This window comes from Saccharopolyspora sp. NPDC003752 (assembly GCF_053605825.1).
Window position 1 is genome coordinate 235,344 of record NZ_JBSGJZ010000007.1, and the last position, 23,582, is coordinate 258,925.

Consider the following 23,582-nt stretch of genomic DNA (forward strand, 5'->3'; position numbering starts at 1 on the left):
GACCAGCGTCACCGTATCGGCCCGTGACCTGATCGCGAAGTCGTTCCGGGGAAGCTGCCGGTACCGAGATCGAGAAAGCAAAACCATCGTTCCCAGCAAAACAAGGCATTTCGTCTTACCCGAATTGCATCCATCCACAGTAGGCAGGCACTAGCCAAGCGCGCTTGCATCGACCGCACCTCACGCACCAGCAGCGGCACGCCGAACGAGTCGCACATCCGCACGAACCGCCCGGCCTTCTCCGCGGACAGCGAGTCCAGACAGCCGCCCTTGCGCAGCGCGTTGTTGGCGACCACACCGACGCTTCGGCCACCGAGCCGGCCGAGGCCGACCACGATGTTCGGGGCCCACTTAGCCTGCAGTTCCTCGAAATCCGGGGTCCCGTCGTCCTTCTGATCGAGGATGCCGCGGATCACCGGCTTGACATCGTAGGCGCGCTGCGGACGGTCCGGCAGCAACGCGCGCAGACCTTCCTCGCCCTGCACGGAGTGCAGGGCGAACAGCAGGTTCCTCAGATGAGGCTTGCGGCTACAAGAGCTATCGTGACGCTATGTCCGCCTGCCATCCGCGCAGTGCCGCACGTACGGCGTAATCGAAGGATTCCGTGTCTTGCCGGAGAAGCAAGTCACTCAGTTCCAGGGTGACCAGACCGTGCACTAGTGCCCACAACGCCGAGGCGACTGCCATCGGGTCCTCTTCGACAAGGCTGCCGGTCTTGATGCCGCGTTGCACGGTCTCCAGCAAAGGTTCGAAGGCGCTGGCTCCTGCTCTGATGAAGTCCTCATCCTTCTCGTCGTGGTGACGACTAAAAGTGGCCCGGTAGTAGTTCGGGTCCGCTAGCGCGCTGGCGCGGTAAGCGTGGGCCAGCTGCACCAAATGCTCGACTGGGCCAGGAGCCGGATCCACCGATCGGAGTCGCCAGCTCAACCGACGAAACCCCTCGATGTACAGCGCGCGCAACAGGTCGGACTTTCCACCGAACAGTGAATATACGGCGCTGGTCGAGGTGCCTGCAGATTTGGCGAGATCACGCAGGCTGAGGGCGTCGCTCCCGCCCTCGGTCAAGAGCTCGCCCGCGCGATCGAGCAGTCGGAGACGAAGCGTCTCGTCGTACACCTTCTTGCGTCCCATCCGCAACAGTGTACCATAACATCGTTTCGTCCCACGATGGGGCGGCAACAAGCAGGCCCGGCAGCGCTCGCCTGGGTTGTTGACGACCCCGCAGAAACAGTGTTACATAAAGGTGTTATGCCAGGATCGAATGGCTCACGGGGATCCTATGCGGGGCGACTTCCCGTGATCGGTTTGATCATGTCCGTCTCCATCGGTCCCTACGACCCCACAGCGGGCCACCGGCCGGCAAGCGGGGCACCAGATTGCCGACACCCCACGTGTCCATAGGCCAGGCGAATGCCGTTGCGCAACGATGTTTCGAACCTGAGGAGCGGTTTTGCAAGGTATGGAGCTCACGGACGCGTCGCGATACATCGCGGGAGCCGTGCTGCTGACGATCGTCGGGATTGAGTTCGGCGGGTGGTTCATGACCCAGATCGTCCGAGGCAAGGTAGCGATGACCACCTTCCAGAAGACCTTCGCGCGCGCCGGTCACGCACACGCTGGTGTGCTCGTCACGTTGAGCCTGGTGACGTTGATGCTGGCCGATTCGGCCGGACTGCACGGAGCTTTGGGGTGGCTGGCCCGGATCGGAGTTCCGGCGTCGGCAGCGCTCATCTCCGCTGGGTTCTTCTTCTCGTCAATGGGACGCGGCGAGGTGACGAAACCGAACGGGCTGATCTGGTTGGTGTGGCTGGGCGCGCTCTCGTTGGGAGTAGGCGTGGTCACCCTGGGAATCGGTTTGCTGGCGGCGTGAACGGAGCCCAATCGGGCTTGTGGAGGCGCTCACCAGTGGAACGCTTGCTAGCGACGGACGTGACTGCACGCCAGTCCAGATTTGCACCGGAGGAGTCGATTTGACCACACACCGCGGTCAGTCGGACGTACGCACCGAAGGCTTCAGGAACGCCACCGAACAGCCAGTGCCCACGGAGCTCCCCAGCGAAGGAGTCATTCCCACCTGGCTCGCGGGAACCCTGCTGCGAAACGGCCCCGCTCACTTCGGCGAGGGCCGGACCGCTCTCCGGCACTGGTTCGACGGCCTGGCCATGGTGCACCGCTTCCATCTCGAGGGTGGCCGGGTGACCTACAGCAACAGCTTTCTGGATACGCCCAACAAGAGGGCGTTGGCCGATGCGGGCAAGCTGACCTACCCGGAATTCGCAACCGACCCCTGCCGTTCGCTCTTCAAGAAGATCTTCACCCACTTCTCCACCGACCGCCCTTCGAACTACAACGGTTCGGTCAACATCGCACGCATCGATGGCAAGGTGAGCGGGATCACCGAGACGCCCCTGCCGATCGAGTTCGATCCGGCCACGCTCGAAACGGTCGGCGTCGTCGACTACGGCGATCGCCTCCGCGGTAACGTCACGTCCGCTCACCCGGGCGTGCACCCCGGCTCTGGCGACCTCGTGAACTACCTGATCCGCTTCTCCCGCCAGAGCTCCTACACCGTGTACCGCCAGCCCTCCGACTCTTCCAGCCGAAGCGCGGTCGCGGTGATCCCGGTGGACCGTCCGAGTTACATGCACAGCTTCGCGGTAACGGAGAACCACGCAGTCCTGGTTGAGTTCCCCCACGTCGTGAACCCGCTGTCGTTCGTCCTCCGCAACCGCGCTTTCATCAAGAACTACCGGTGGAAACCACGCCGCGGCACCAACATTCGTGTCATCGACCTCGAAACCGGTGAGGTCAACACCCTGCACCTGCCTGAGCCGCTCTTCGCTTTTCACCACGTGAACGCCTTCGCAGATCCCCACGCGCCAAAGCGGCTCCACCTCGATCTCGTCGGCTATTCAGACACAGCCATCCTCAACTCCTTCTACCTCGACAATCTGCGATCCGGGAAACCGATTCCGCACGCCGATCTCATCCGCATTGACCTCGACCTGGAGGAGGGGACTGCTGAACGCCGGATCCTGACCTCGATGGGCGCTGAACTGCCACGCATCGATCCTGATCGTGAGGGCCTCCCCTACCGCTTCGCGTACGGTATCCGAGCAAGCAGCGAGCGGGGCTTCTACGACCGCTTGGTGAAGGTGGACACGCACTCGGGCGAGCATCTCGTGTGGGAGCAAGAGGGGCTTTATCCCGGTGAGCCGGTTTTCGTCCCGTCCCCGGACCGGGATCCGCACGACGAAGACGATGGCGTGATCCTCGCGGTCGCACTCGACCTCCACGGACGCAGCTCGGTACTGCTCGTGCTGGATGCTCGGGACATGCGAGAACTGGGGCGAGCCAGGACACCTCAGACGATCCCCTTCGGTTTTCACGGCACGTTCATCGATCCGCAATAAGAACTCGAAACGACCGAGCCCGGCTCCGCATCCACCACCGGCGATGATGAAGAGGCGGCCACTTGCCGAAGGAGATCGCGGGGGGCGCGTCGCCGGATCACCATGGAAAGGCGATAAACGATGCTCCGCCGTTCTGCGCGCAAAGCGAAGACTCCCCTCCTGCGGCCGGCCCCAGAACACGACGCTTCCTGCGAGCCAGGCCAACGTTCGCCGAACGGGTTCATCGATGCCCCCGGGCCGGGCCGCAGTGCTGCCGAAAGCGCATGGCGGTGGTGCCGGGCCGCCCGCCGCAAGGATCTCGACGCAGCCAAGTCCTTGCTCGCGACGAACGTGGTCCTCCACACGCCGATGACGGACTCGTTCCGCTTCGAGGGGCGGGCGGAGGTCGGCTCCTTGCTGGGCATCCTCTTCTCGAAGCTGGACTACCTCGACTACCACACCGACGTCGGTGAGGGCGCGACCCGCGTAGTCGGCTTTCACGGACGATCGAACGGCATCGAGTTCGAGGAGTACCTCGTCCTCTCGTTCGACGAGCAGCACCGGATTCGACACGCCGTGGTGGCAGTGCGCGGCATGTCCGGTCTCGCTCTCATCTTCTCCACGATCGGGCCTGATTTGCTGCGCATGCACCACTCCCGATGGGGCGCCGGTCTGGCCCGCTTCGGCCTGCCCATCATCACGCGCGCAGTGGTCGCGATGGAGCGATGGCTGCTCCCGCTGGCGGAACCCAACCGGGACCGGCCATGAGGCCACCACATCCCTTTTTCACATGGGCGGCCGCGCTTGGAAGGTCCGTGCGACAGGTGCGGGTAGGTCCTCTTGCCCACGAGGTGTCCGGCCCGCAGCGGTCGTCAGGTTCATCCCACGGGTGGATATGGGTCCGGGAGCACTTTGGCGCGGGCCAGCACGTCAGCGATGCGAGTTAAAGTCTCCTCGCACATGACGAGGTCGCCCTCATCGACCTCGTCCCAAGCCGCAGCGGCGGCCTCGTCGGTGCGGCGCTCCAGGGTGGCTCGCTCTTCGTACCCTGCGGCTGTCAGGGTTCCGTCGGTTGACATGAACTCGCGTTCGCACATCCGCTCCTGCGCCGCAGCTCGGTCCTGGTCGGAGAAGCCGCGGAAACGCAACCAATCGTGCGCCAGTCCGCCCGCAGCAATGGCTGACACGTGGGCCTCGCAGGCGTCGACACCGGCGGTCACGAGCACTGCGGCGTGCCCGTCTCCACGGTGCTCGCGCAGCACGGTCGATGCTTGCCAGAGGCGGGTCAACGGGTCGTCCGACCGGGGAAGGGCGCGATGGGCAGCGAACATCGCCCTACCGTGCGACGGCTCGCTCGCCAGAGCCGACTCGATGGTGATTGCCGCCGTCCACAACGCGTCCGCAGATGGCATCTCATCCCCGAGCAGCTCGAACAGCGAATCGCGAGCGCCGGCTTCGCGCGCTGCGAGCACGTTCGAAGCAGAGGCGAATGTCCACGCGCGCGGGAGGATCCGTTCAACGAGGGAAGGATGGAAGCTGAACAACACGGCCGACCCGAGGGCTGCACCGACCGGCCCGAGTGCGGCGACCCGGCCAGCGATGTACGCCATGAGACCGCCACGCAATCCCGCCTTTGCGAAGGCCTCGCGCGCCGGCCGCGCGAAATACGTCACCGCGTGCAGAGGCTCGCACTGCCGCCAGATGCGCCGCTGAACAGGTACCAGTCCTGAGCAGGTGGCTCGGGCCGTCACGGTGCCACCGCCGATGCCATCATCTCCTCGACCAGCCCCGTGGTAGCACGACCGTCGCGGAAGGCGGTCGTGTCAAGGACTTCGCGCAAGAAGGGGATTGTTGTGCGAACCCCTGCACCGCGCACGAGGAACTCGCTCAGCGCGGCCCGCGACCGGCGGAGCGCGGCCTCCCGGTCCTCACCCCAGCAAATCAGTTTCGCGAGCAACGAATCGTAGTGGGGGCTCACCGGCATCCCCGCGCTGCAGTGGGTGTCGACCCGGACGCCCGGCCCGCCGGGGAGTCGGAACTGTTCGAGGTGTCCGGTGGCGGGCCGGAAGTTGTGCTCGGGATCCTCCGCGTTGACTCGACACTCGATAGCATGCCCTCGCAGCACGACGTCGCCCTGTGCGAACGAGAGCGGTGCCCCGCTCGCCACCAGGATCTGTTCCCGGACCACGTCGATTCCCGTCACAGCCTCGCTCACCGGGTGCTCGACCTGGATGCGGGGATTGATCTCCATGAAGTAGGCGCGACCGTCGTCGTCGACGATGAACTCCATCGTCCCGGCCCCCTGGAAATCGACCGCCTTGGCGCCACGGAGCGCTAGCTCGGTGATCCGCTCACGTGAAGCTGTGTCCAGCGCTGGCGAAGGAGACTCCTCGATCAGCTTCTGGTTGCGTCGCTGCACCGAGCAGTCGCGCTCGCCGAGGTGGACAGCCCCTCCTCTTCCGTCGCAGAGGACCTGCACCTCGACATGGCGCGCGGAATTGAGGTACCGCTCGACGTAGACGGAGCTGTCCTTGAACAGCAACTGGGCGGTCTGCCGCGTGGTCCGGAAGATCGTCGGAAGATCTGCGTGCTCGCGCACCACCGAGATCCCGCGTCCCCCACCTCCCGCCGAAGCCTTCACCACGACCGGCATACCGATGGAGGAAGCGATCTCCTCGGCATCACGCACGCTTGGCACCGTGCCGATGGAGCCGGGGAGGATCTCCAGCCCGGCTTCCTGCATGATCGCGCGGACCACCGCCTTGTCCGCCACCTCCTCCATCACCTCGGGCGGGGGGCCGACGAACGTGATTCCGTTCTCAGCGCACACTTCGGCGAAGTCCGAATCCTCGGCCAGGAAGCCGTAACCCGGGTGGATCGCGTCGCTCCCGGTCTTCAGCGCAGCTTCGATGATCGCGGGGATGCTGAGGTAGCTCGCGCGCGAGTCAGCTGGCCCGATGCACACGGTTTCGTCGGCAAGCTCCACCGCCAACGTGTTGGCGTCCGCTTCGGAGTAGACCGCCACGGTCGAAATGCCGAGATCACGGCAGGCCCGGACGACGCGGACGGCGATCTCGCCCCGGTTGGCGACCAGCAGCTTGCGGAACATCACAACTCCTCGTCAGGTGCGATGCTCACCAGGGCTTGGCCGTATTCGACCATCACGCTGTCGTCCACGTGGACGACCTCCACACGGCCGTCGCAGTCCGCGTAGACCGCGTTCATCAGCTTCATCGCCTCGACGATCCCCACCTGCTGGCCTGCCAGCACGCTGTCGCCGACCTCGACGAATGGCTTCTCACCGGGCGCCGGACAGCGGTAGAAGGTGCCCACCAGCGGGGCTTCGACGGCGACCAGGCCGTCATCCATCGGGACGTTCGCCTCGGCACGGTTCGCCCTGGCGCCGGTTGCAGAGGGAGCAGCGGCCCCGGGGCTTTCGCCCCACTCCAGGTCGATGTGGCACTCGCCGACGGCTGCTCGGACTTGGCGCAACGGCCCCGGCACGCGCGCAACGAGCTCCTCGACCTCACGTCGGAGCGCGCGCAGCGACTCCTCAGCACGTTCTGCACTCATTGGGTCCTCCCAGCTCATCTCACTCGGCCAGGCGGCCGAAATCGTTGTACCGCTGCTCGCGCTGGCGCATCAGCTCGTCACGGTCGATGCCCATGACGTCGTCGAGCGCCCAGGCCAAGGCCGCCCCGACGCTCTGGATGGCGCACCGCGGGTCGGCCCCTGCGCCCCCCTCCGGCTCCGGTACGACGGCGTCGACGATCCCGAGTTCGAGCAAGCGGGTGCTGGTGATGCCCAGTGCTTCAGCGATCTCGACGGCCTTGTCCGGAGTGCCGTGCAGGATCGTCGAGGCGCCCTCCGGACTGATCACCGAAAAATAGGAGTTCTCCAGCATCAGCAAGCGGTCGGCGACCGAAATACCCAGCGCCCCACCGCTTCCACCTTCGCCGGTGACGACGCTGACCACCGGTACTGCGACCCGCACCATCTCCATGATTGCTGTGGCAATGGCGTATCCTTGGCCGAATTCCTCGGCCTCCAGACCGGGATAGGCGCCTGGAGTGTCGACAAAGGTCAGCACAGGCATACCGAACTTCTCAGCGTGCCTTAACAGGCGGCGTGCCTTGGCGTAGCCCGAGGGCTGCGGCATCCCGAAGTTGTGCGTGATCCGGCTCGCGGTGTCGATGCCCTTCTGGTGCCCGAGGACAACCACTGGGACACCCCGGAACGCGCCGACACCACCGATGAGGGCAGGATCGTCAGCGATCTGGCGGTCGCCGTGGAGCTCAATGAACTCGTCAAGGAGGGACGTGATGTAGTCCAGGGTTGTCGGCCGCCCTGCATCGCGCGAGAGGGTGAGCACGGTACGCGCGTCGAGCTCGGGTAACTCACCGAGATCCGTCACCACAGCCCGCTCCTTTGTGGTGGGCAGGGGTGGGTGAGCAACCGTCCGGTGCAGGCGCAAGAGGGTCGTGATCCAGGAAACCAAGGAATCACGGGGGACGACATCATCGATCAGTCCTTGCTCGAGAAGCTTTTCGGCGGTTTGAAACCCCGGGGGTAGCTCGTCGCGGATGGTCTGGCGGATGACATTCGGCCCGGCGAAGCCGATCCGAGCGCCTGGCTCTGCCACGATGACGTCGCCGAGCATCGCGAACGACGCCGTCGCACCGCCGAAAGTGGGGTCGGTGTTGAGGTTGACGCACAGCATCCCGCTCTCGTGGACCGCAGAAATGGCCTGGGCCGTCTTCGCGAGTTGCATCAGCGAGGTCGTGCCCTCCTGCATCCGGGCTCCGCCCGAAGAGCTGATGAGCAACAGCGGGAGCCGGTGGGCTACAGCGTGCTCGGCGCCGGCTACCACCAACTCGCCGACTCCAGCACCGATGCTGCCCCCCATGAATCGGAAGTCGAGGCTGACGACCACAACCTCTTGCCCTCCGATCGTCCCTCGCACCGCCACCGCAGCGTCGTCGAGGCCAACGCGTTCTCGTGCCTCGTCCAGGCGCTCCCGGTAGTCGCGGGTGTCGCGGAAGCCCAGGACGTCGTCGGTGTGCGCCCACCCGGGCACGACGCGGATCGAGCCCGGATCGAGCAGGTGGGCCAGCCGATCTGCCGCCGAGAGCCGGTGGTGATGGCCGCACGCGGGGCATACGCCACCGGATCGGCGAAGGCGTTTGATGTAGACGTAGTCACCGCAGGATGCGCAGTGAATCCATGAAACTGCGTCGGGGCTGTTCCCTGGAGTGGGCAGCGCGCTCGTCCCCAGCGCCGGCACGATGGCACCATCCTCCGAAACCGGTTGGAGTGGTAACGCGGTCTCGGCGGTGGCTGGATCGCGGGAAACGATTCTCATGACCGCTCTCCTCTCGGGGTCGAACCCTCTGCAAGGGCAAGCTGGCGGTGGGAGAACAGACGACCTTCGCGGTGCAGGCGCAACATCACCGCGGCAGCTGAAGCGACAGCGTCGGCACTCACAACGCGCCCGCCGGGCTCGAACCGCTCCCACAGTCGCCCAAGGCACACAAGCAGGACTGCTGGGTCGATCCCGCCGTTGGGCAAAGACTCTGCGCTGTGAGCGGCGAGGGCCACAACGGCGGCGGCCGCGTGCAGCACCGCGTAGTCCTCGGCCCGACGGTAAGCCTCGTCGGAGCGTGGCCAGGGCGAACCGTACCGTTCGGCGAGCTCCTCGACCTCGCGGCGCAGCACCGAAAGGCGTTCAACGAACCGACGTCCGAGGGAAACCGCTGCCCGCAGGTGGTCTGCCGACCCGCGCGCGCCAGAAGTGGACCGGTCCGAGGCCTCAGCTCTCGCCTCGAGCGCATCGAGTACGCCTGGCATCGCCGTGACCACGTCGTCACCGTGCCGGCTTCGCATCTGCAGCCGGGCCGGTTCGAACTGGGGCAGGGTGGCGTCGAAGTCGTAGATGACCGCACTGCGTCCGGCCGCCGCGTCTCGAACTTCGGCGTCGACCTCAGCTGGTGCCTTGGTGAGCTCCCGCAGCGACGACACGATGTTCTTGAGGTTCACCACGACGTTGCCCTCGGCGAAGTGGGAGATCCACAAATCGCGGACGAACTTGTGGAACACCCCGTAGTGCGGGTCACTTCTGACGAAGTGGCGCGCGCCGAGCACCGTCGAGAGCGTGCCCATCGTGGCCTCGAGCATCGTAGGGACGAGGTACTTCGACACCGACGAAGTTATGCTCACCTGATCCGGTGCCGCTTGCAGCGCGCGCACCGCGCCCGTAGCCACGGCATCGGCAACCAGCAGATCAGCGAATGCGTCGACGAGCTGTCGGCGGGTGTAGGGCACCTCGATCACGGTCTCGCCGAAAAGCATCCGGGTCGAGACGAAGTCGAGGGTCAGACGCAGCCCGCTGTCGACGCAGCCGAGGGCCATCGCCGGAGCGAGCGCCCGCACCGCTAGGGCCGCTTTGACCGCGATCTCCATACCCGCGCCCTCGGCGCCAATGCGTGCCGAATCAGGAACTCGGCAGTTGACGAAGGCGACACCGCCGTTATCGATGGAACGCAAACCGTGCAGCCGAATTCGCTCGCGGGGCCGCACAGCCGACGCTGGACAGGATCGCCGGTCGACCATGAGGATCGAGAAGGCCGCCGGACCAACCCGCTCTCCGGTGCGGGCGAAGACCGCGATGACCTCGCCGATCGCGGAGTTGCCGATCGGCCATTTCTCACCGTTGATGACGTAGCCACCGTCGACCAGCTCTGCCCTGGTCTCATCAGCGACGATGTCGCTGCCGTGCGCGGCTTCGGAGAGCCCCCAAGACATGGCGGTTCCGTGACAAATCCGTTTGACCCACTGCTCTTTCTGCGCGTCCGTGCCCGCCACCCAGACCGGCATGAAGCTCAGGCTGGTAGTCGCGAGCGACGTGGCCAGGGATGGATCGCGTCGTGCCACGAGCCGGAAGAGTTCCAAGCTGTCCTGAACATCGACTGCGCGGCCGCCGTGAGTGGCCGGAACCTGGTACTCGTGCAACCCCCATTCCTGCAGGTGAGCCATGCCCTCGTGGTGGAAGGCCTCACGGTCGTCGTGGTCGAGTGCGGTCGCCCAGCCAACCACTGACGCGAGGTCCTGGGGCGCTCCGAGGTGCTTCTCGAGGTCGGCGGCGAGCTTTTCCACGTTGCGGACATCAGTCATACCGGGCTCCACGTCTTGGCCTCGGCCAGGCGGACCGGGAGCATCGTGAGCAGTGCACCGTCATCGATGAGCGAGCGGCCACTAGCGGCGATTCCCTCGGCGAGATCGTCAGCCAGCCGCGGCCAAGCCCGATCCACAATCGCGAATAGATGGGTGAACACCGCTCGCAACCAAACCGTGCTACCCGGTTCGGTGCCGTAGAGCGAGCGGTCCTGGTTGAGGCGCCAGAGGTGCACAGCACTGGCCGCTCCGTGCAGCGCGGCGAACGTATCCGCCACTTCCACGAGGTCCACTCCCGGCGTGATCGCCACGAGGCGGAGCTCGCTGACCTTCCGGGCGAGTTCCTCGATCCACGGCACGAGCTCGTCCGGGACGGAGCGCAGCAGATGAGCTTCGTCGGTCGCGAACACCGAGAGAACGTCGTCCGGGCCACGGGATGCCATTCGCAACTCGGTGGGGTCGTAGTCGGGGGGCTCTGCCCCCAAGTCGTGCACCGCCTCAACTCGCTCGCGCGCACCGGCCGAAGGATTTTCGAGGTTCCTGAGCAAAGCGGGGATCTGCCCGGATAGAACCCGCGAGGTGGCCTCCGGCCCGGTGTCGACGTACCGCAGCACCTCGGCATCTCGCCGGACCTTGTCGAACAGCGCGCCTACGCCCTCGCGCACCACCGACCACGTGCCGAGCAGGTCACCGCATTGCCTGACCACGGTGTCGGTCGCATCCGTGACGACTCGTTTGACGACGCCGGACCAGTGCGAGACCGACGGCGGGCAGACCTGCAGCGCCCGCCCCGCCACTACGCTCGCGACGTCGGCGGCGAGGTGTGCTGAGATCGCCGTCGCGAATGCCCGACGCGGGCGGGGATGATCGAGCAACGGCTTGCCAGCCACCTCACGGCTCCGGCCGTACTCGTGCGTGAGCCGGAGCGCGCTATCCGTGCATGCGAGATTGGCAGCGCTTCCGACGATCCGGACGACTTGCAGCGCCCGCATGGCCACTTCGAGGCCACGACCGGCCTCCCCCACCAGTCGATCACGGGGGACCTCCAACCCGCGGAACTCGTACCGGGCGAAGTCGATACCCCGCATGCCCATGCAGACGATGGGCTCGCTGTGCGACCGGACAGCGGCCAGGTCGTCGGCGCTGAGCAGAAAGCCGCTGAACGCCGCTGGCCCGCGCTCACCGGTCCGCGCGACGACGTATGCGGCTCCGGCTCGGTGCCCAAGACCGACCATCCACTTCTCGCCGTCGAGCCGAACAGGGTCCTCCCCCTCGCTATCGAGGGCCGCGCGGCATTGGCCCGAAACCACGTCGGCCCCATGTGCAGGCTCGGAAAGGGCGAAGGCGACTGGAGTGCCGGCGTCCAGCAGCGCGACCACCCGACGGACCTGTTCGACCGAGCCAGCCAGGACCACGCAGGTCGCGGCGGTGATGCTGAACATCGCCGCAGGCATCACCGCGAGGTCACGGCGGGCGGCCACCCGGACCTGCAACATCATCGCGTCCAGCGGCACCCCTGTGCCACCGACGGTCCGCGGAAGAAACCCGAGGTGCAGTCCGGCTCGGTCGGCGACCTCGGCCCGAAATGCCTCAGGGAACTCGCCAGCTTCATCGCGCACTAAGCCCTCATGGAACCCGAAGATGTTCGCCTCGTCCGTGGCGTCACCGAGGGCAGCGTCAAGGATCTCCGCGACGTGGGGCGCCGTCCTAGTCACGAGGACCGACCTCCTCCCGGCCGGTGCTCAACCCCAGCGGGCAGGACTGTGCCTGCTGCCCGAAGCGCGCAAATACGGCCAGCGACAGCGGCGCCGTGCATAAGCTCACGCGCAACGGTGGCAACTTCGCGTCCGGCCGGGTGCGCAAGCGGGGTGCCCGCTACCCACTGGTTGAAGGCACCCATCGAGGGCCCGCACCAGATCTGGTAATCCTGCACCCGGTCCGCTTCGCCGACACTTGCCCACCGCGAGGCCATACCCAGGTACCACCGGAACACCAAAGCCATCCGGCGCTTCGGCGCATTTCGCGCCCTTTCGAGCTGGGTGGGGTCGCGACGGCTGAAGTACTCCTCGCACTGCGCCCAGACTTCGTCGACTGACTGGCCGAGTATCTTGGTCTCGAGGTGCTCGAGTTGGAGGGCCGGGATGTCCTCAAGCGAAGCGTGCGACGCGTAGAGCGCGTAGAGCTTCTTCGCCCGCATCGGGAAGAATGTTCCCCGTTTCAGGACCTGCAGTTGGACGCCGAGCTCGAACATGTCCGCCGCCGGGGCCATGTCGCAGTCGGTCGGCTCAGCCTCTGCGAGCAGGGCGCGGACCGCGTCGGAGGTGCCCGATTCGCAACAGGACTGGTTGACCGATCCCGTGACCACGTAGTCAGCACCCGCAGCGAACGCCGACCACACCGCTGCCGGTGTTCCGAGGCCCCCCGCTGCGCCAACACGGACGCAGTGGGCGCCGCTCCGGTCACGTTGACGCAGCATGGCCGGCAGCAGAACCGCCAACGGCTGGCGGTCGGTGTGCCCTCCAGAATCCGCCTCCGCCGTGAGGTCATCACACATCGGCACCAGCATCGCGAGCTCGGCCTGCTCGGCGGTGATCGCCCCCTCAGCAAGAAGACCGGTAACAATCTCGGACGGGGGCGGCGCTAGGAACCGCTGGGCCACCTGATCCCGGGAGACCTTGGCTATCACCCGGTTCTCGGCGATTGGCACCCCGTCAGGCCCGCGGCGCAGCCCGGCGACCCGGTACCGCACGATGCTCGGGGTGACGTCGAAGAAGGCCGAGGCCTCGACACAACGCACCCCGTAACGCAAGCACAGGTCTACAGTGGCGCGCTCGAGCTCGATTTCATGGGGGCTGTGAATGAGGTTGCAGGCCCACGGCCGGTCCGGAACCTCTGCGATGAATCGCTGCAATGCACGCTCAATGCGATCCGGGATCAGGCCGGCTGCGCCGAAGGAAGCGAGCAGCCCTTCGCGCGCCATCGCGATCACCAGATCTTCGGACGCAACACCACCCGCCATCGAGCCGGCCATGTAGGCCAGGTCAGTTCCGTGTGCGGTGCGGAACGCGGCCGATCCCAGTTGCGTTGGTGGGAGCGGACCAGCAACGGCAAGCAGGGTGTGCCGCGGGGCGGGGACCGCAGTGAGTCCAATCGTTCCGTCATCGTCGACGACGTAGCAAGGGCGGTCGGTGTCGCCGAGGAGGGCTCGCACCCCTTCCACGTCGGCGACCGGTGCAACGCAGTCGACCGCGGTCAGGGGATTCTCCACAACGGTCATCGCAATCCTCCTTCACGGGCCTCGACAGCGAGCCCACCGATCTCGTAGATGCGAAGGTCGCCCTTCCACAGGTGGCCGTCCGCGATGACGACGAACCTGTCGGCCTCGGGGCGGATCTCGGTGACATGAACCTCGAGGCGGGTCTCGCCGTCGTCGGGCAGGACCTGCCCGCGGTACCGCCAGGACATCTCGACATCGACCGGGACGTGGAAGACCGGCCGGTCGAGCACTCCCTCGGTGAGACCGCCCCGCAGGACGATCAGCTTCAGGGCGTGCAGCATGGCCTCGACGCCGAGCGACCCGGGCATGACCGGGTCGCGGTGGAAGTGGCAGTCGAAGAACCACTCGTCCGGCACGATGCGACGGCACGCCCAGGCATAGCCCAGGCCCTGGCGGCCGCCGTTGAGCACAACTCGCGCGCGGTCGAGCAGCGGGAAGTGGTCGACCGGCGAATCGTGCCGCTCCACCAGGATCAGCCTGCGGTACTCGTCGGCGCTGATTTCGACGGCCTCGTGGCCTGCGCCGTCGCTCTCCAGCCAGGAGGGCACCGCTGCACCGTTGTCGAGCCCGACCTGGTTCTCGAGGGCGCTGGCGGTGAAGTAGCCGAACAGCGACTCGCCGGCGTAAAAGGGCTCACCATCGACGCAGAGCTCGTAGGAGAACCTCTGGAGGATCGAGTTCATGTAGGACCCGGAGGACAGCATGGTGGTGCGGTGCTCGATCGTCTTGCCGCGCAGGTCGACTTCGCGCAGCAGCCGGGCCTTGCCATCGAGGTTGCGGATGCTGAACGACTCCTCCGGAGTGCCGAGCGTGACTCCGAGGTAGTAGCCCAGCAGAATGGCCGCCTGCAGCGAGGTCTCCATGAGCACGCAGTTCGGCGTGATGTGCGGGTTGGTCTCCCGGAAGTACCAGGAGTCCGCAGCCGCGTCGTATTCGGTGATCATGGTCTCGCCACCGCTGAAGGTCCCGCGCTCTCCGGTCATCTCCACGATCCGGTCGACGAACTGGAAGTCGCCGTTGGGGATGTGCGGCGCGCGGTGGTCGTGGTAGACGTCGAACTCAGGTCCCATCGCGGTGCCGAGGTCCCCGCGTGCGGCGTGGGCGAGGTGCATTTCGTTGATCATCACGTCGCGCCCGTCGTGCGTGCGGCGTCCCAGGAATGGAGGGATGCCGCCAGCATCTGGGCGGTACGGGGTCCCCTCCTTCTCCCGCAGCTGCACCCCGAAGTTGCGCATGCTCACGATGGGCTTGCCCGTGTCGTCGTGAACGGTGATGTTCGCGATCACGGTCGGCCGCGGGACCAAGGTGAGGTCCTCGATGTCGACCTCGTAGCGGATCGAGCCGGTGTCGGGCGTTACCTGGCCCCGCACCTTCACCTCGGTCCGCAGTCCTGGGACCGTCTGGAATCGCGCGTCGGGCAAGCACAGGTGCATCCCGAGCGAGAGGGCGTAGACCTGCAGGAGGTGCACTCCACCCTCGGCCATCATCGAGCCCGCGAGCACCGGATCGTCGATGAAGTGGCAGGCGAAGTACCAACCCTCGGGGTCGAGGTGGGCCGTCGCACTCAGATGCCCCAAGCCGCGCGGCCCCCCGGTGCGGTCGATCAACGTGATCTCGTCGATCAACCGGAGCTTGGCGTCGGGCAGGCGCAGGGAGCGGTTGGCACCCTCGGGCTGGGCGTGAGCCGGTCCGAACACCGCGGCGCGCTCACCGCGGGCAAGTGCCTCGAGCTCTTCTGCCCCGAGGCGATCCACATCCGTATGGGCGAGGGGTTTGAACCATCCCCGCGGACGATCCTCAGTGGACGGTGCTGCTAGGACCCCACCTGATGCTTCGAGTTCTTCCTGGGTGAAGAATCCAGCTGCGGCGCTCTTCAGCTCGAGGATCAACTCGCCATCGGCGTAGCAGAGGTAGGAGAAGAAGAACATCAACATGTCGCCGTTCCAAGCGAACCTGTCGATGGAGATGTCGTAGCGCAGGGTCTGCCCCTCATGAGGCAGGTCTCCGTGGAACACGAGCGTGCTGTCCAGTAGGCGGTAGCGGCGATCGCCCTTGTTGAGCAGATCGATGCCCAGGTAGCTGATGAGCAGCATGTCGCACTGTCCAGCCTCGATCGTGACGGCCGGCGGCGCCAGGCCGTCCACCGAGAACCAGGCATCCTTCGGAATGTCGAACTCAGTGCTGATGGACGACGGCTCGAAAGCGCCGGTTCGACCCTCGAGAGCGACCACGCGGTCAACGAACAGGTAAGGCGGAGCAGGCAGTCGCACCCGGGACCGATATGAGTCGACCTCGGCGAACCGCTCGCCGAACACCGGGGCCACCGATCCGGTGGCGAACTCCAAAAGAGCCTCGCGGTTCCAGATGATCCGCGGGTCCACGCGCGCTGCTGATCGGGCGGGCTCCGGCGATCGCTCAGCATCGGTCCCCCACACCGCGTCGGGCGTCGGGTCTGCGACGGCCGGGTCGAGGGCTCCGCCGACCGATGCGTCAGTTGCGGCGCCCGCCAACCCGCCAACGCTGACGGCCCGTTCGAGCAGGTTCAGCGAAGCAAGCTGGGCCATCTTCTGCGACAAAAGCAACTTCTCATGTGCGGCGCGCACGCCGGTCCGCAGCTTTTCATTGACCAGGGACCAGACAGCGGCCTCCGAGACTGGGCGTCCCGCCGCTACGTCGGCGCGGGCGGTAGCGGGCTCCGCCGGGGCAACCACCAGCGGCCCAGGTTCCTGCGTCACGATTCGTGCGGCGGCGACTGGACTCTCAGTCCTGACTTTCATGCCCGACTCGATGGGCTGGTGCTGTACCGGTATGAAAGCCGTACCGACGAAACCGACACCTGCCGGTGCGGCCGGGACAGACTCCAGGACCTGGGTCCGCGCTCGCTCGTCGACAGCGTCTCCTGGACGCGCGCCGTCCAGCGCCTCCTGGGCCCGCTGGGCGATCCGCTCCGGGATGGACTCCCCACCGCACTCGACGCGCACCCGGCGCCGCACTGCCTCGGACGTCAGCGGGCGCAGCTGATCGAGCCGGACTGGCACGCCGTGGCTGGCGAGCATCGCGACCGCACGTGCGAGGCCGTCTGCTGTCGAAATGCCCCGGCGATCGACCGCGACCGCGAGGTGCGGGAGATCGCCGAGGATCTCGCTGACCCAGCGCGTGCAGCTGGCGGCCGGGCCGACATCGATGAACACCCGATGCCCGTTCGCGTACGCCGCTCGCACGAGCTTCGGGAAGTCCACCGTTCTGCACAACGTCTCGGCGATTCGCTGCGAGAGTTCCCCGCGCCCCGCTCCTTCGAGCACCCCACCGTCGAAGGCCGAGAACAGCTCAAGACCGGCGGGCATCGTCGTTGGGTGGGAATTCAGCGCCGCCAGCTCGTCGAAGTGGGGCCGCACGATGTCGCAGTGCATGATGTGGCGAGTGGGGGTCCGCGCACCTCTGACGTCGAGGGCGTCGAGCAGGCCCTGGCAAGCCTCGGGTGCCCCGGCTACGACCGCCTCCGTCGGGGAGTTGATGTGCGTCAGGAACAGCCGGTCGGTCCGCTCGACATACCGGGCGACCTCTTCGACGTCACCCAACACGAGATAGGACGACCACACCTGGCCGTCCTCGATGTCGGCCCCTAGCCCCCACGCGCTGCGCACAGTGGTGCGCGCGCCGGTGAGCAGGTGGCTGAACAAAGGAGACTCCCTCAGCGCACGGTCGTCGCGCGCCGCGGCCTCCCAGACTCCGAGCGCGAAGAGCATGCTGCTCTCGCCGAGCGAGTAACCCAGCGCTCCCCGCACCGGCAGTCCAAGCGCTGTGCGCAGCAGTTCGGTGTGCAGGACCGCGAGATTCGTGCCAGCAGCCAGCATCGTCGGGATGTCATCCAGCAGTTCGGCCTCGTACTGCATCGCCGTGCGGCGATCCGGGACGCGCCGCCGACGCGGGTGCAACCGGTCGGTCTGGAACTGGGCATCGGGCGATGCTGCAAAGGACTCGAAATCCGCGAGGAGCCCGGGCGCCAGCCGGAACAAGTCGGCCGCCGCTGTCGGGTACGCGCTGAACGCCCCGGGGAAGACCAGTGCCACGTCCTGCGCATGCAGTGGGCACGGCGTGCAGTAGCTCCCTCGCGGCGAGTTCCAGATCCGGCCCTCGGCGAGACTGCTGGGCAGGTCGCGAGACGCGGCGTCAACCTCTGAACGCAAGCCGTCGCCGTCGTCTGCGACGAACACCGCGGTAAGTCCGCCGGTCCGGTGCTCGTCGAGGAACCGTTGCACGACCGAAGCCACCTCCACGGCGCCCGCGAGCTCGTCGCGGAGGGCGCCAAGAGCGTTCACCAGGTCCTCAGCGTCCGCGCCTTGGACGGGGAGGACCAGCGGGCCGTTGGGCGACCATCGCAGCACAGACGAATCAGGGGCGGTGACACCTCGCCCGCTGACAATGGCGTGGGCGTGCGACCCTCCACTGCCGGTGATGCTGACGGCGGCAACCCGATGGTCCTCTGGCGTGCGCCGCAACCAGGGGCGCTCTGTAGGCGCCACCCACCACTGCGCAGCACTGCTCGCGGGAACCATCTCGGTGCCCTCACCAGCTTCGGGGAGCGGCCCTGGCGGCGGGATGGTTCCAGTCGAAACCGCCAACGCGGCCTTGACGACCCCGAGCAGCCCGGCGAGGTTCCGCGTGTCGCCTACGAGCGGAGCCAGTGAGGAAAGCGCTGGTCCCGCCGCTTCGTCACCAGCTGCGTCGGCGTAAACCCGCTCGAGCCCGAGGAGTTCGCCGGTCCCGACGTCGACCGCAGCACGGCTCTCGACCAGGCCCACCGAATCGGCACTCATACCTGCCGCTGCGAGGGCTTCGCGGGCGGACTGGGCCACGGTGTCGGCGTCGGGTTGACCCATGAGGCGGTCCGAATGGTGCGGATAGGCCGTCGCCAACGATTCCAGGCATGCGTAGGCCTCGCCGGATGCCCCAGCGCGGGTGAGCACAACGGCGGCGGCACCCTCACCTATCGCTGCAGGGCTCTCTGGTCCGTCATCGTCCGCAGCGGCTTCGACGACTCCCCCGGCGAGGTCTACCGCACCGACCAGCACGGCATCGATCGACGGGTCGGCGAGCAGAAGGCGACCCACGTCGAGGGCGGCCGCGCTGCCAGCGCCGTCCGAGGCCACGGTGAACGACGGGCCGGTGAAGTCGTAGCGGGAGCTGATGCGGCTGGCCATGATGTTGCCGATGTAGCTCATCACCTGGCCGGAATCGATCGGGCTGTGGATGCCGTCGCGCACGGCCTCCTCGAGTGCCGCCATCTCCTCGCTGTCGAGCGCCACCCCTGCCTGCGCGCACTCATCGCGAACGTGCGCCCCGATGTCGAACCGGGCCCGGTGCCCGTGGGCGTGCTGCTCCATCTCCATCGCGATGACGACGCCGACGCGCTGGCGCGCCGGGGATCCGGAGCGCGAGCCGGGCAGCTGGTACCCGGCATCGGTCAAGGCCTCGTCGGCGACCTTGACCATCAACAGGTGCTGCGTGTTGAAGTCGGTCAGCTGCGCGGGCGGGATGCGATACGAAAGCGGGTCGATGTCGAACGAACCGCAGTAGGCGCCGGCTGGTCGATCGGCGGCCTGCACGCCGGAACATTCCCCCAGCCCGTACCAGCGATTCGGGAGCACCTGCCCCAACGAGGGACGGGCGGTGAACATACATCGCTCGAAATCCGCCCGGCCATCGATGTTTCCCACGTGGACACCGATTCCCGTGATCAGCATGGGCGTTGTCCGAGGTGCCGGAGCCGAGGCAGCACCTGGTGGCACCGGGTCCGACTCCTCTTCCGGTGAGGACAGCACGAGGTGCGCGTTCGTCCCCCCGAAACCGAAGGCCGAGGCCGCCGCCCGGCGGGGCCCGCCGTCGCGTACCGGCCAGTCCCGAGTAGCGGAGACGACCTCCCCCGCCCCCAGACCGTTGATCACGTCCTCCACACCTGGCGTTGCCGGAATCACGCCCTCGTGCAATGACTTGATCAACTTCAGAACGCTGGAGAACCCCGCGACGGTCAGCAGGTGGCCCACGTTGGCCTTGACCGACCCCAAGGCCGGGCGCGGGCTGCTGAAGAAGCGGTGCAGACCATCGGCCTCGGTGCTGTCGCCGAGCGGGGTACCGGTGGCGTGGCACTCGATGTAGTCGATGTCCTGCGGATCGACACCGGCCTCCGCGTAAGCCAGCCGGTACGCCTCCAACTGCCCCTCGACGTTCGGGCTGAGGAGGTGCCTTCCCGCCCCGTCGTTGGAAAGTCCGATGCCGTCGACGACGGCGTAGATGCGATCGCCTTCGGCCAATGCGTCGGCGAGCCGCTTCACGACGAACATTCCGGCGCCCTGCCCGGTGATGATCCCGTCGGAGCGAGCATCGAACGGCTGGCTGACCCCGTTGCTCGGGTAGGCGCCGAGGTCGGAGAAGGACAGGTGCATCAATACTGGGTCGGGAGCACAGAGCGCGCCAGCCAGCATCACATCTGCGCGTCCGGCGCGGAGGTAATCACCGGCGAGCTTGAGGCTGTAGAGCGCAGAGGAGCAGGCGGCGTCGAGGGCCAACTGGGGTCCCCGGAGACCGAGGGCCTCGCCCACCACTCGAGCTGGCAGCCCGAACGCCCGCAAGTTGGCCGGGTCGGTCGCGGGCCGACGGGGACGCCCCGAACGTGGCGGGAGCACCCCGGCCGCGCGCAGGCCGGCTGCCGCTCCCTCCTGCCAGAGGGGCAGCGCCCGTTCGCAGGACGACCAGGTGGGGAACGAGTAGTTGCCCAGGACCAGCCCCACTCGATCGCCCGACAGCACCTCCAGATCGGCGCCCGCATCTGCGATCGCCTCGCGACCGACGTGCAACGCCCAGTGGAAGGACCGGTCGAGCCTGCGCAACCAGGTCTCCGGAAGACGCAGACCGCCGAGGTCGATCTCCACGTCGTCGACGAAGCCCCCGCGGCGGGAGGTCACAGCGTGCCGGTCGTCTCCCCACCCACCGGGCGTTGCGGGATCAATCCCGAAGTCCGCGGCTTCACCCTCACGTCGGGAATCCCGGCCTTCGAGCAAGTTCTCGAAGAACTGCTCCGGCGTCCTCGCCCCCGGCAGGATGCAGGACACGCCGACGATGGCCAGTTTGCTCATGTTTGCCACCTCCTCGTCACCGCTCGCGAACTGGCCTTCATGCGCGCTCTGGGAAGAAGCGGCGGGCGAGGTCCGGCGTGGAGACGAGCGTGACGTCGCAGAAGCGTGCGAGTACGTCGCCGTCGAACGTCGCGGCCGCGACGTCGAGGCCCCAGGTCGGACCGTCACCTACCGGAGGCTTCTCAACGACCAGTGCGACCGGCTGGCCAGGTGTGGCACGGCGGACGGTGCGGAATTCCCGCCATCGCATCGGGAGGCTGTGCGCGCCGCAGAGCTCGTGGACTGCGACCAACGCGGCCTGCAGCATGAGGTCGGCGAGCATCGGGTCGAACCGGGAGCCCTGGAAGGCCTCCAGCAGCGGAGGGACCTCGGGAATCATGCACTCGAGCGCGAGTCCGTCGGACGCCTCCCGGGTGACCCGAGTGATGTGGGCGAGCGCCGGCCCGTGGAACAACGACGATCCGTAGAGATCGTCGGCCTTCCTGCCAATGCCAGCTCTGGGCAGTCCGACAGCGAGCGGTCGTTCTCGATTCGAAGCGTCCAAGCAGAGCCCGACCGAGTACGCCGGTGCGGCGTCATCACCGCCCGTGAGCCCCCGTGCTGCGACCTGCACTTTGCTCTCCGACGGCTCGTTCCGCACCGAGAAGCGCAGCCTGCGCGGCGCATCCGCGTCGAAGACGATCCCGCGCTCCACGCGGAAGTCGATGCCACCACCAACCTCGGCTCGGGTGATGCCCTCGACCACGCGGATGCAAGCTCCGAGTGCGAAGGTCGCCGGTAGCACCGGGTACCCACCGATGCTGTGATCAGCAATGGTGGGATCTGCGGACATGCCCGCGATGCGCCGCTCAACCTCCATGGCCACGGGCGGCCGGATCGTCTGCACGGCCGATAGCGGTGCCTCCGGGCCAACGAGGGTTACTTCGTCACCACCTCGTTCCCGGCTGAAGTGCGCAGCGAAGCACCGAGCACCGTAGTCGAGGTCGATGAGCTCGACTCCCCGGTCCTGGAACATGCGCGCGATCGAATCCGACACCATCCCGCCGTGCCACGCGCCCCAGTTGATCGCAGTCGCGTGGCACTGGGGATGCGCGGCGCGGAATGCTCGCGCAATGCCGTTGAGCGCGCTGTTGGCCATGGCGTAGTCGGCCTGCCCCCGGTTGCCGAACAGCCCAGCAGCCGAGGAGAACAGCACGAGATGGCGCAGTCGGTCAGCGTCCACCGCGTCGAGGATGTGGGTGAGACCGTCGATCTTCACCCCGAGCACGCCCTCCGCCTCCTCGCGATTCTTCTCTGCGATGAGTCGGTCGGCGAGAAGACCGGCCCCATGTACGACCCCGGTGATCTCGTTGCGGTAGGGAGCGAGGGCCTGCCGGACCGCAGCCGCGTCGGTGAGGTCGACCTGGAGGTACTCGACGCGGGCGCCTGCTGCGGAGATGGTCTCGAGCGTGTTCCGGACTTCCCGCGCCGCGGTAAGCGCCTCGTAGCGTCGGCCGACATCGACCGGGGTCGGTTTCGCGCCCTCTCCTGCGATCCTGTCCGCGATGGCCCGCTTGAGCTTCGCCTCCTCCTGCAACCCCCGAGTCCATTCCGGCTCGTCCTCGAGGCGGGTGCGTCCCAGCAGCAGCACCCCAACACCGGATCGCGCCACCAGCTCCTTCACGCACCGAGCAGTTACGCCCCGAGCCCCGCCTGAGACGACTAGGAGGTCGGATGCGTCCACTGTCAGCCGCCCGGTATTCGGCCCGCCCGGTTCCACCCGATCCACCTGCCGGCGATCCGTGGTCGGGTAGCGGACCTCGACGGGATCGACCGACGCGTCGAGGAGTTCCCGGACAACCAGGTCCGCGGCCGCTCGCGGTTCGATCCCGAGATCCAATGCGAGCGAACGAGCGAACACCGACGGCGTCTCGATCGCGAAGGTCTTCGCAAGCCCGCCTAGCCCGTCGAGCACAGCGGTCCCCGCCGCCGTCCCTCCGGATCGGTGAACGGCCAAGAAGGCCGCGCGCCGTCCCTCTGCTGCCTCCTTCAGAGCCGACTGGGAAGCTCCGGCGACGAGGAGGGCGCGCACCAGCTCTTCAGCGGCCTCGGCCCAGCTAGGCAGCTCGGCAGGCGCGAGTACCAGCACACAGTCGAGGCGTCCCAACTGTTCGGCCGTGGCTTGGACGAGTTCGCGGACTGATGCCGCGTCCCAGCGGTCGAGCCGATGGCCGGGCTCAGTGGATTCCGAATTCGGACCTACGACAAGCCGGACCCGAAAGCCACGGTCCTCCAGTACCTCGACAACGGAAGTCGCGGCCGGGTCGCCCTGATCAACAACGAGAGCGACCGCGCCGTCGACGAAGGCGTCAACTCTTGCGTCCGGCCGGGCGATCTCAGATTGCACGACCCGCCGGATTGCGACCTCGCTCGCCCACTCATCACTGCCCGGAATCGACTCCCCCTGATCGACCGCTGACTCCGCAACGGACGCAGGCGATTCCTCCACGCCGACAACGGAACCCGCACCAGCGTCCACAATGCCCACGCCCGAAACAATCACACCCGCAATATCACGCAAACTCCGCAACTCAGCCATCTGCTCCGGCCCCACCTCAGGCATCCCGGGGA

At 67.0% G+C, this 23,582-nt stretch carries 14 protein-coding genes; 3 read left to right on the forward strand and 11 right to left on the reverse strand.

What is annotated here, in order from left to right:
- Window positions 1-8: 8 nt before the first annotated feature.
- Together ACWEV3_RS12285 and ACWEV3_RS12290 are read right to left on the reverse strand one after the other, a co-directional pair.
- On the reverse strand, window positions 9-485 hold the full coding sequence (locus tag ACWEV3_RS12285) for a carboxyl transferase domain-containing protein (protein WP_452613903.1): 477 nt from the start codon (window positions 483-485) through the stop codon (window positions 9-11).
- A gap of 52 nt (window positions 486-537) precedes the next feature.
- Window positions 538-1,131: a TetR/AcrR family transcriptional regulator gene (locus ACWEV3_RS12290; RefSeq protein ID WP_358606731.1), complete on the reverse strand. Its 594-nt coding sequence runs from the start codon at window positions 1,129-1,131 to the stop codon at window positions 538-540.
- Between the two features lie 367 nt (window positions 1,132-1,498).
- On the opposite strand from ACWEV3_RS12290, the gene ACWEV3_RS12295 reads away from it, so the two are divergent.
- From ACWEV3_RS12295 to ACWEV3_RS12305, 3 genes are all read left to right on the forward strand, one after another.
- Window positions 1,499-1,870: a hypothetical protein gene (locus ACWEV3_RS12295; protein WP_452613904.1), complete on the forward strand. Its 372-nt coding sequence runs from the start codon at window positions 1,499-1,501 to the stop codon at window positions 1,868-1,870.
- Between the two features lie 100 nt (window positions 1,871-1,970).
- Complete coding sequence (locus tag ACWEV3_RS12300; RefSeq protein ID WP_452613905.1) at window positions 1,971-3,413, forward strand: carotenoid oxygenase family protein; 1,443 nt, start codon at window positions 1,971-1,973, stop codon at window positions 3,411-3,413.
- A 348-nt stretch (window positions 3,414-3,761) separates the two neighbouring features.
- Window positions 3,762-4,160, forward strand: coding sequence for a hypothetical protein (locus tag ACWEV3_RS12305; RefSeq protein ID WP_452613906.1), 399 nt, complete (start codon window positions 3,762-3,764; stop codon window positions 4,158-4,160).
- A gap of 110 nt (window positions 4,161-4,270) precedes the next feature.
- Here ACWEV3_RS12305 and ACWEV3_RS12310 read toward each other — a convergent pair whose 3' ends face one another.
- From ACWEV3_RS12310 to ACWEV3_RS12350, 9 genes are read right to left on the reverse strand one after another with little or no spacing between them, the layout of a single operon-like run.
- Window positions 4,271-5,143 (reverse strand): SCO6745 family protein, encoded by an 873-nt coding sequence (locus ACWEV3_RS12310; protein ID WP_452613907.1) that lies wholly within the window; start codon window positions 5,141-5,143, stop codon window positions 4,271-4,273.
- A complete protein-coding gene (locus ACWEV3_RS12315) occupies window positions 5,140-6,501 on the reverse strand; it encodes an acetyl-CoA carboxylase biotin carboxylase subunit (RefSeq protein ID WP_452613908.1) in 1,362 nt (453 codons plus the stop codon). The genes ACWEV3_RS12310 and ACWEV3_RS12315 overlap by 4 nt, the downstream gene beginning before the upstream one ends.
- Window positions 6,501-6,965, reverse strand: a complete 465-nt coding sequence (locus ACWEV3_RS12320; protein ID WP_452613909.1) for an acetyl-CoA carboxylase biotin carboxyl carrier protein — start codon at window positions 6,963-6,965, stop codon at window positions 6,501-6,503. Before ACWEV3_RS12320 ends, ACWEV3_RS12315 begins: the two co-directional genes overlap by 1 nt.
- A 19-nt stretch (window positions 6,966-6,984) precedes the next feature.
- Entirely contained in the window at window positions 6,985-8,754 is a 1,770-nt protein-coding gene (locus ACWEV3_RS12325) for an acetyl-CoA carboxylase carboxyltransferase subunit alpha (protein WP_452613910.1), read from the reverse strand.
- Window positions 8,751-10,562, reverse strand: coding sequence for an acyl-CoA dehydrogenase family protein (locus ACWEV3_RS12330; RefSeq protein ID WP_452613911.1), 1,812 nt, complete (start codon window positions 10,560-10,562; stop codon window positions 8,751-8,753). The genes ACWEV3_RS12325 and ACWEV3_RS12330 overlap by 4 nt, the downstream gene beginning before the upstream one ends.
- Entirely contained in the window at window positions 10,559-12,277 is a 1,719-nt protein-coding gene (locus tag ACWEV3_RS12335; RefSeq protein ID WP_452613912.1) for an acyl-CoA dehydrogenase family protein, read from the reverse strand. Before ACWEV3_RS12335 ends, ACWEV3_RS12330 begins: the two co-directional genes overlap by 4 nt.
- Entirely contained in the window at window positions 12,274-13,839 is a 1,566-nt protein-coding gene (locus ACWEV3_RS12340) for a PfaD family polyunsaturated fatty acid/polyketide biosynthesis protein (protein ID WP_452613913.1), read from the reverse strand. The genes ACWEV3_RS12335 and ACWEV3_RS12340 overlap by 4 nt, the downstream gene beginning before the upstream one ends.
- Window positions 13,836-20,972 (reverse strand): beta-ketoacyl synthase N-terminal-like domain-containing protein, encoded by a 7,137-nt coding sequence (locus ACWEV3_RS12345; RefSeq protein WP_452613914.1) that lies wholly within the window; start codon window positions 20,970-20,972, stop codon window positions 13,836-13,838. The genes ACWEV3_RS12340 and ACWEV3_RS12345 overlap by 4 nt, the downstream gene beginning before the upstream one ends.
- Window positions 20,973-21,009: 37 nt before the next feature.
- Window positions 21,010-23,550, reverse strand: coding sequence for an SDR family NAD(P)-dependent oxidoreductase (locus tag ACWEV3_RS12350; protein WP_452613915.1), 2,541 nt, complete (start codon window positions 23,548-23,550; stop codon window positions 21,010-21,012).
- Window positions 23,551-23,582 lie beyond the last annotated feature (32 nt).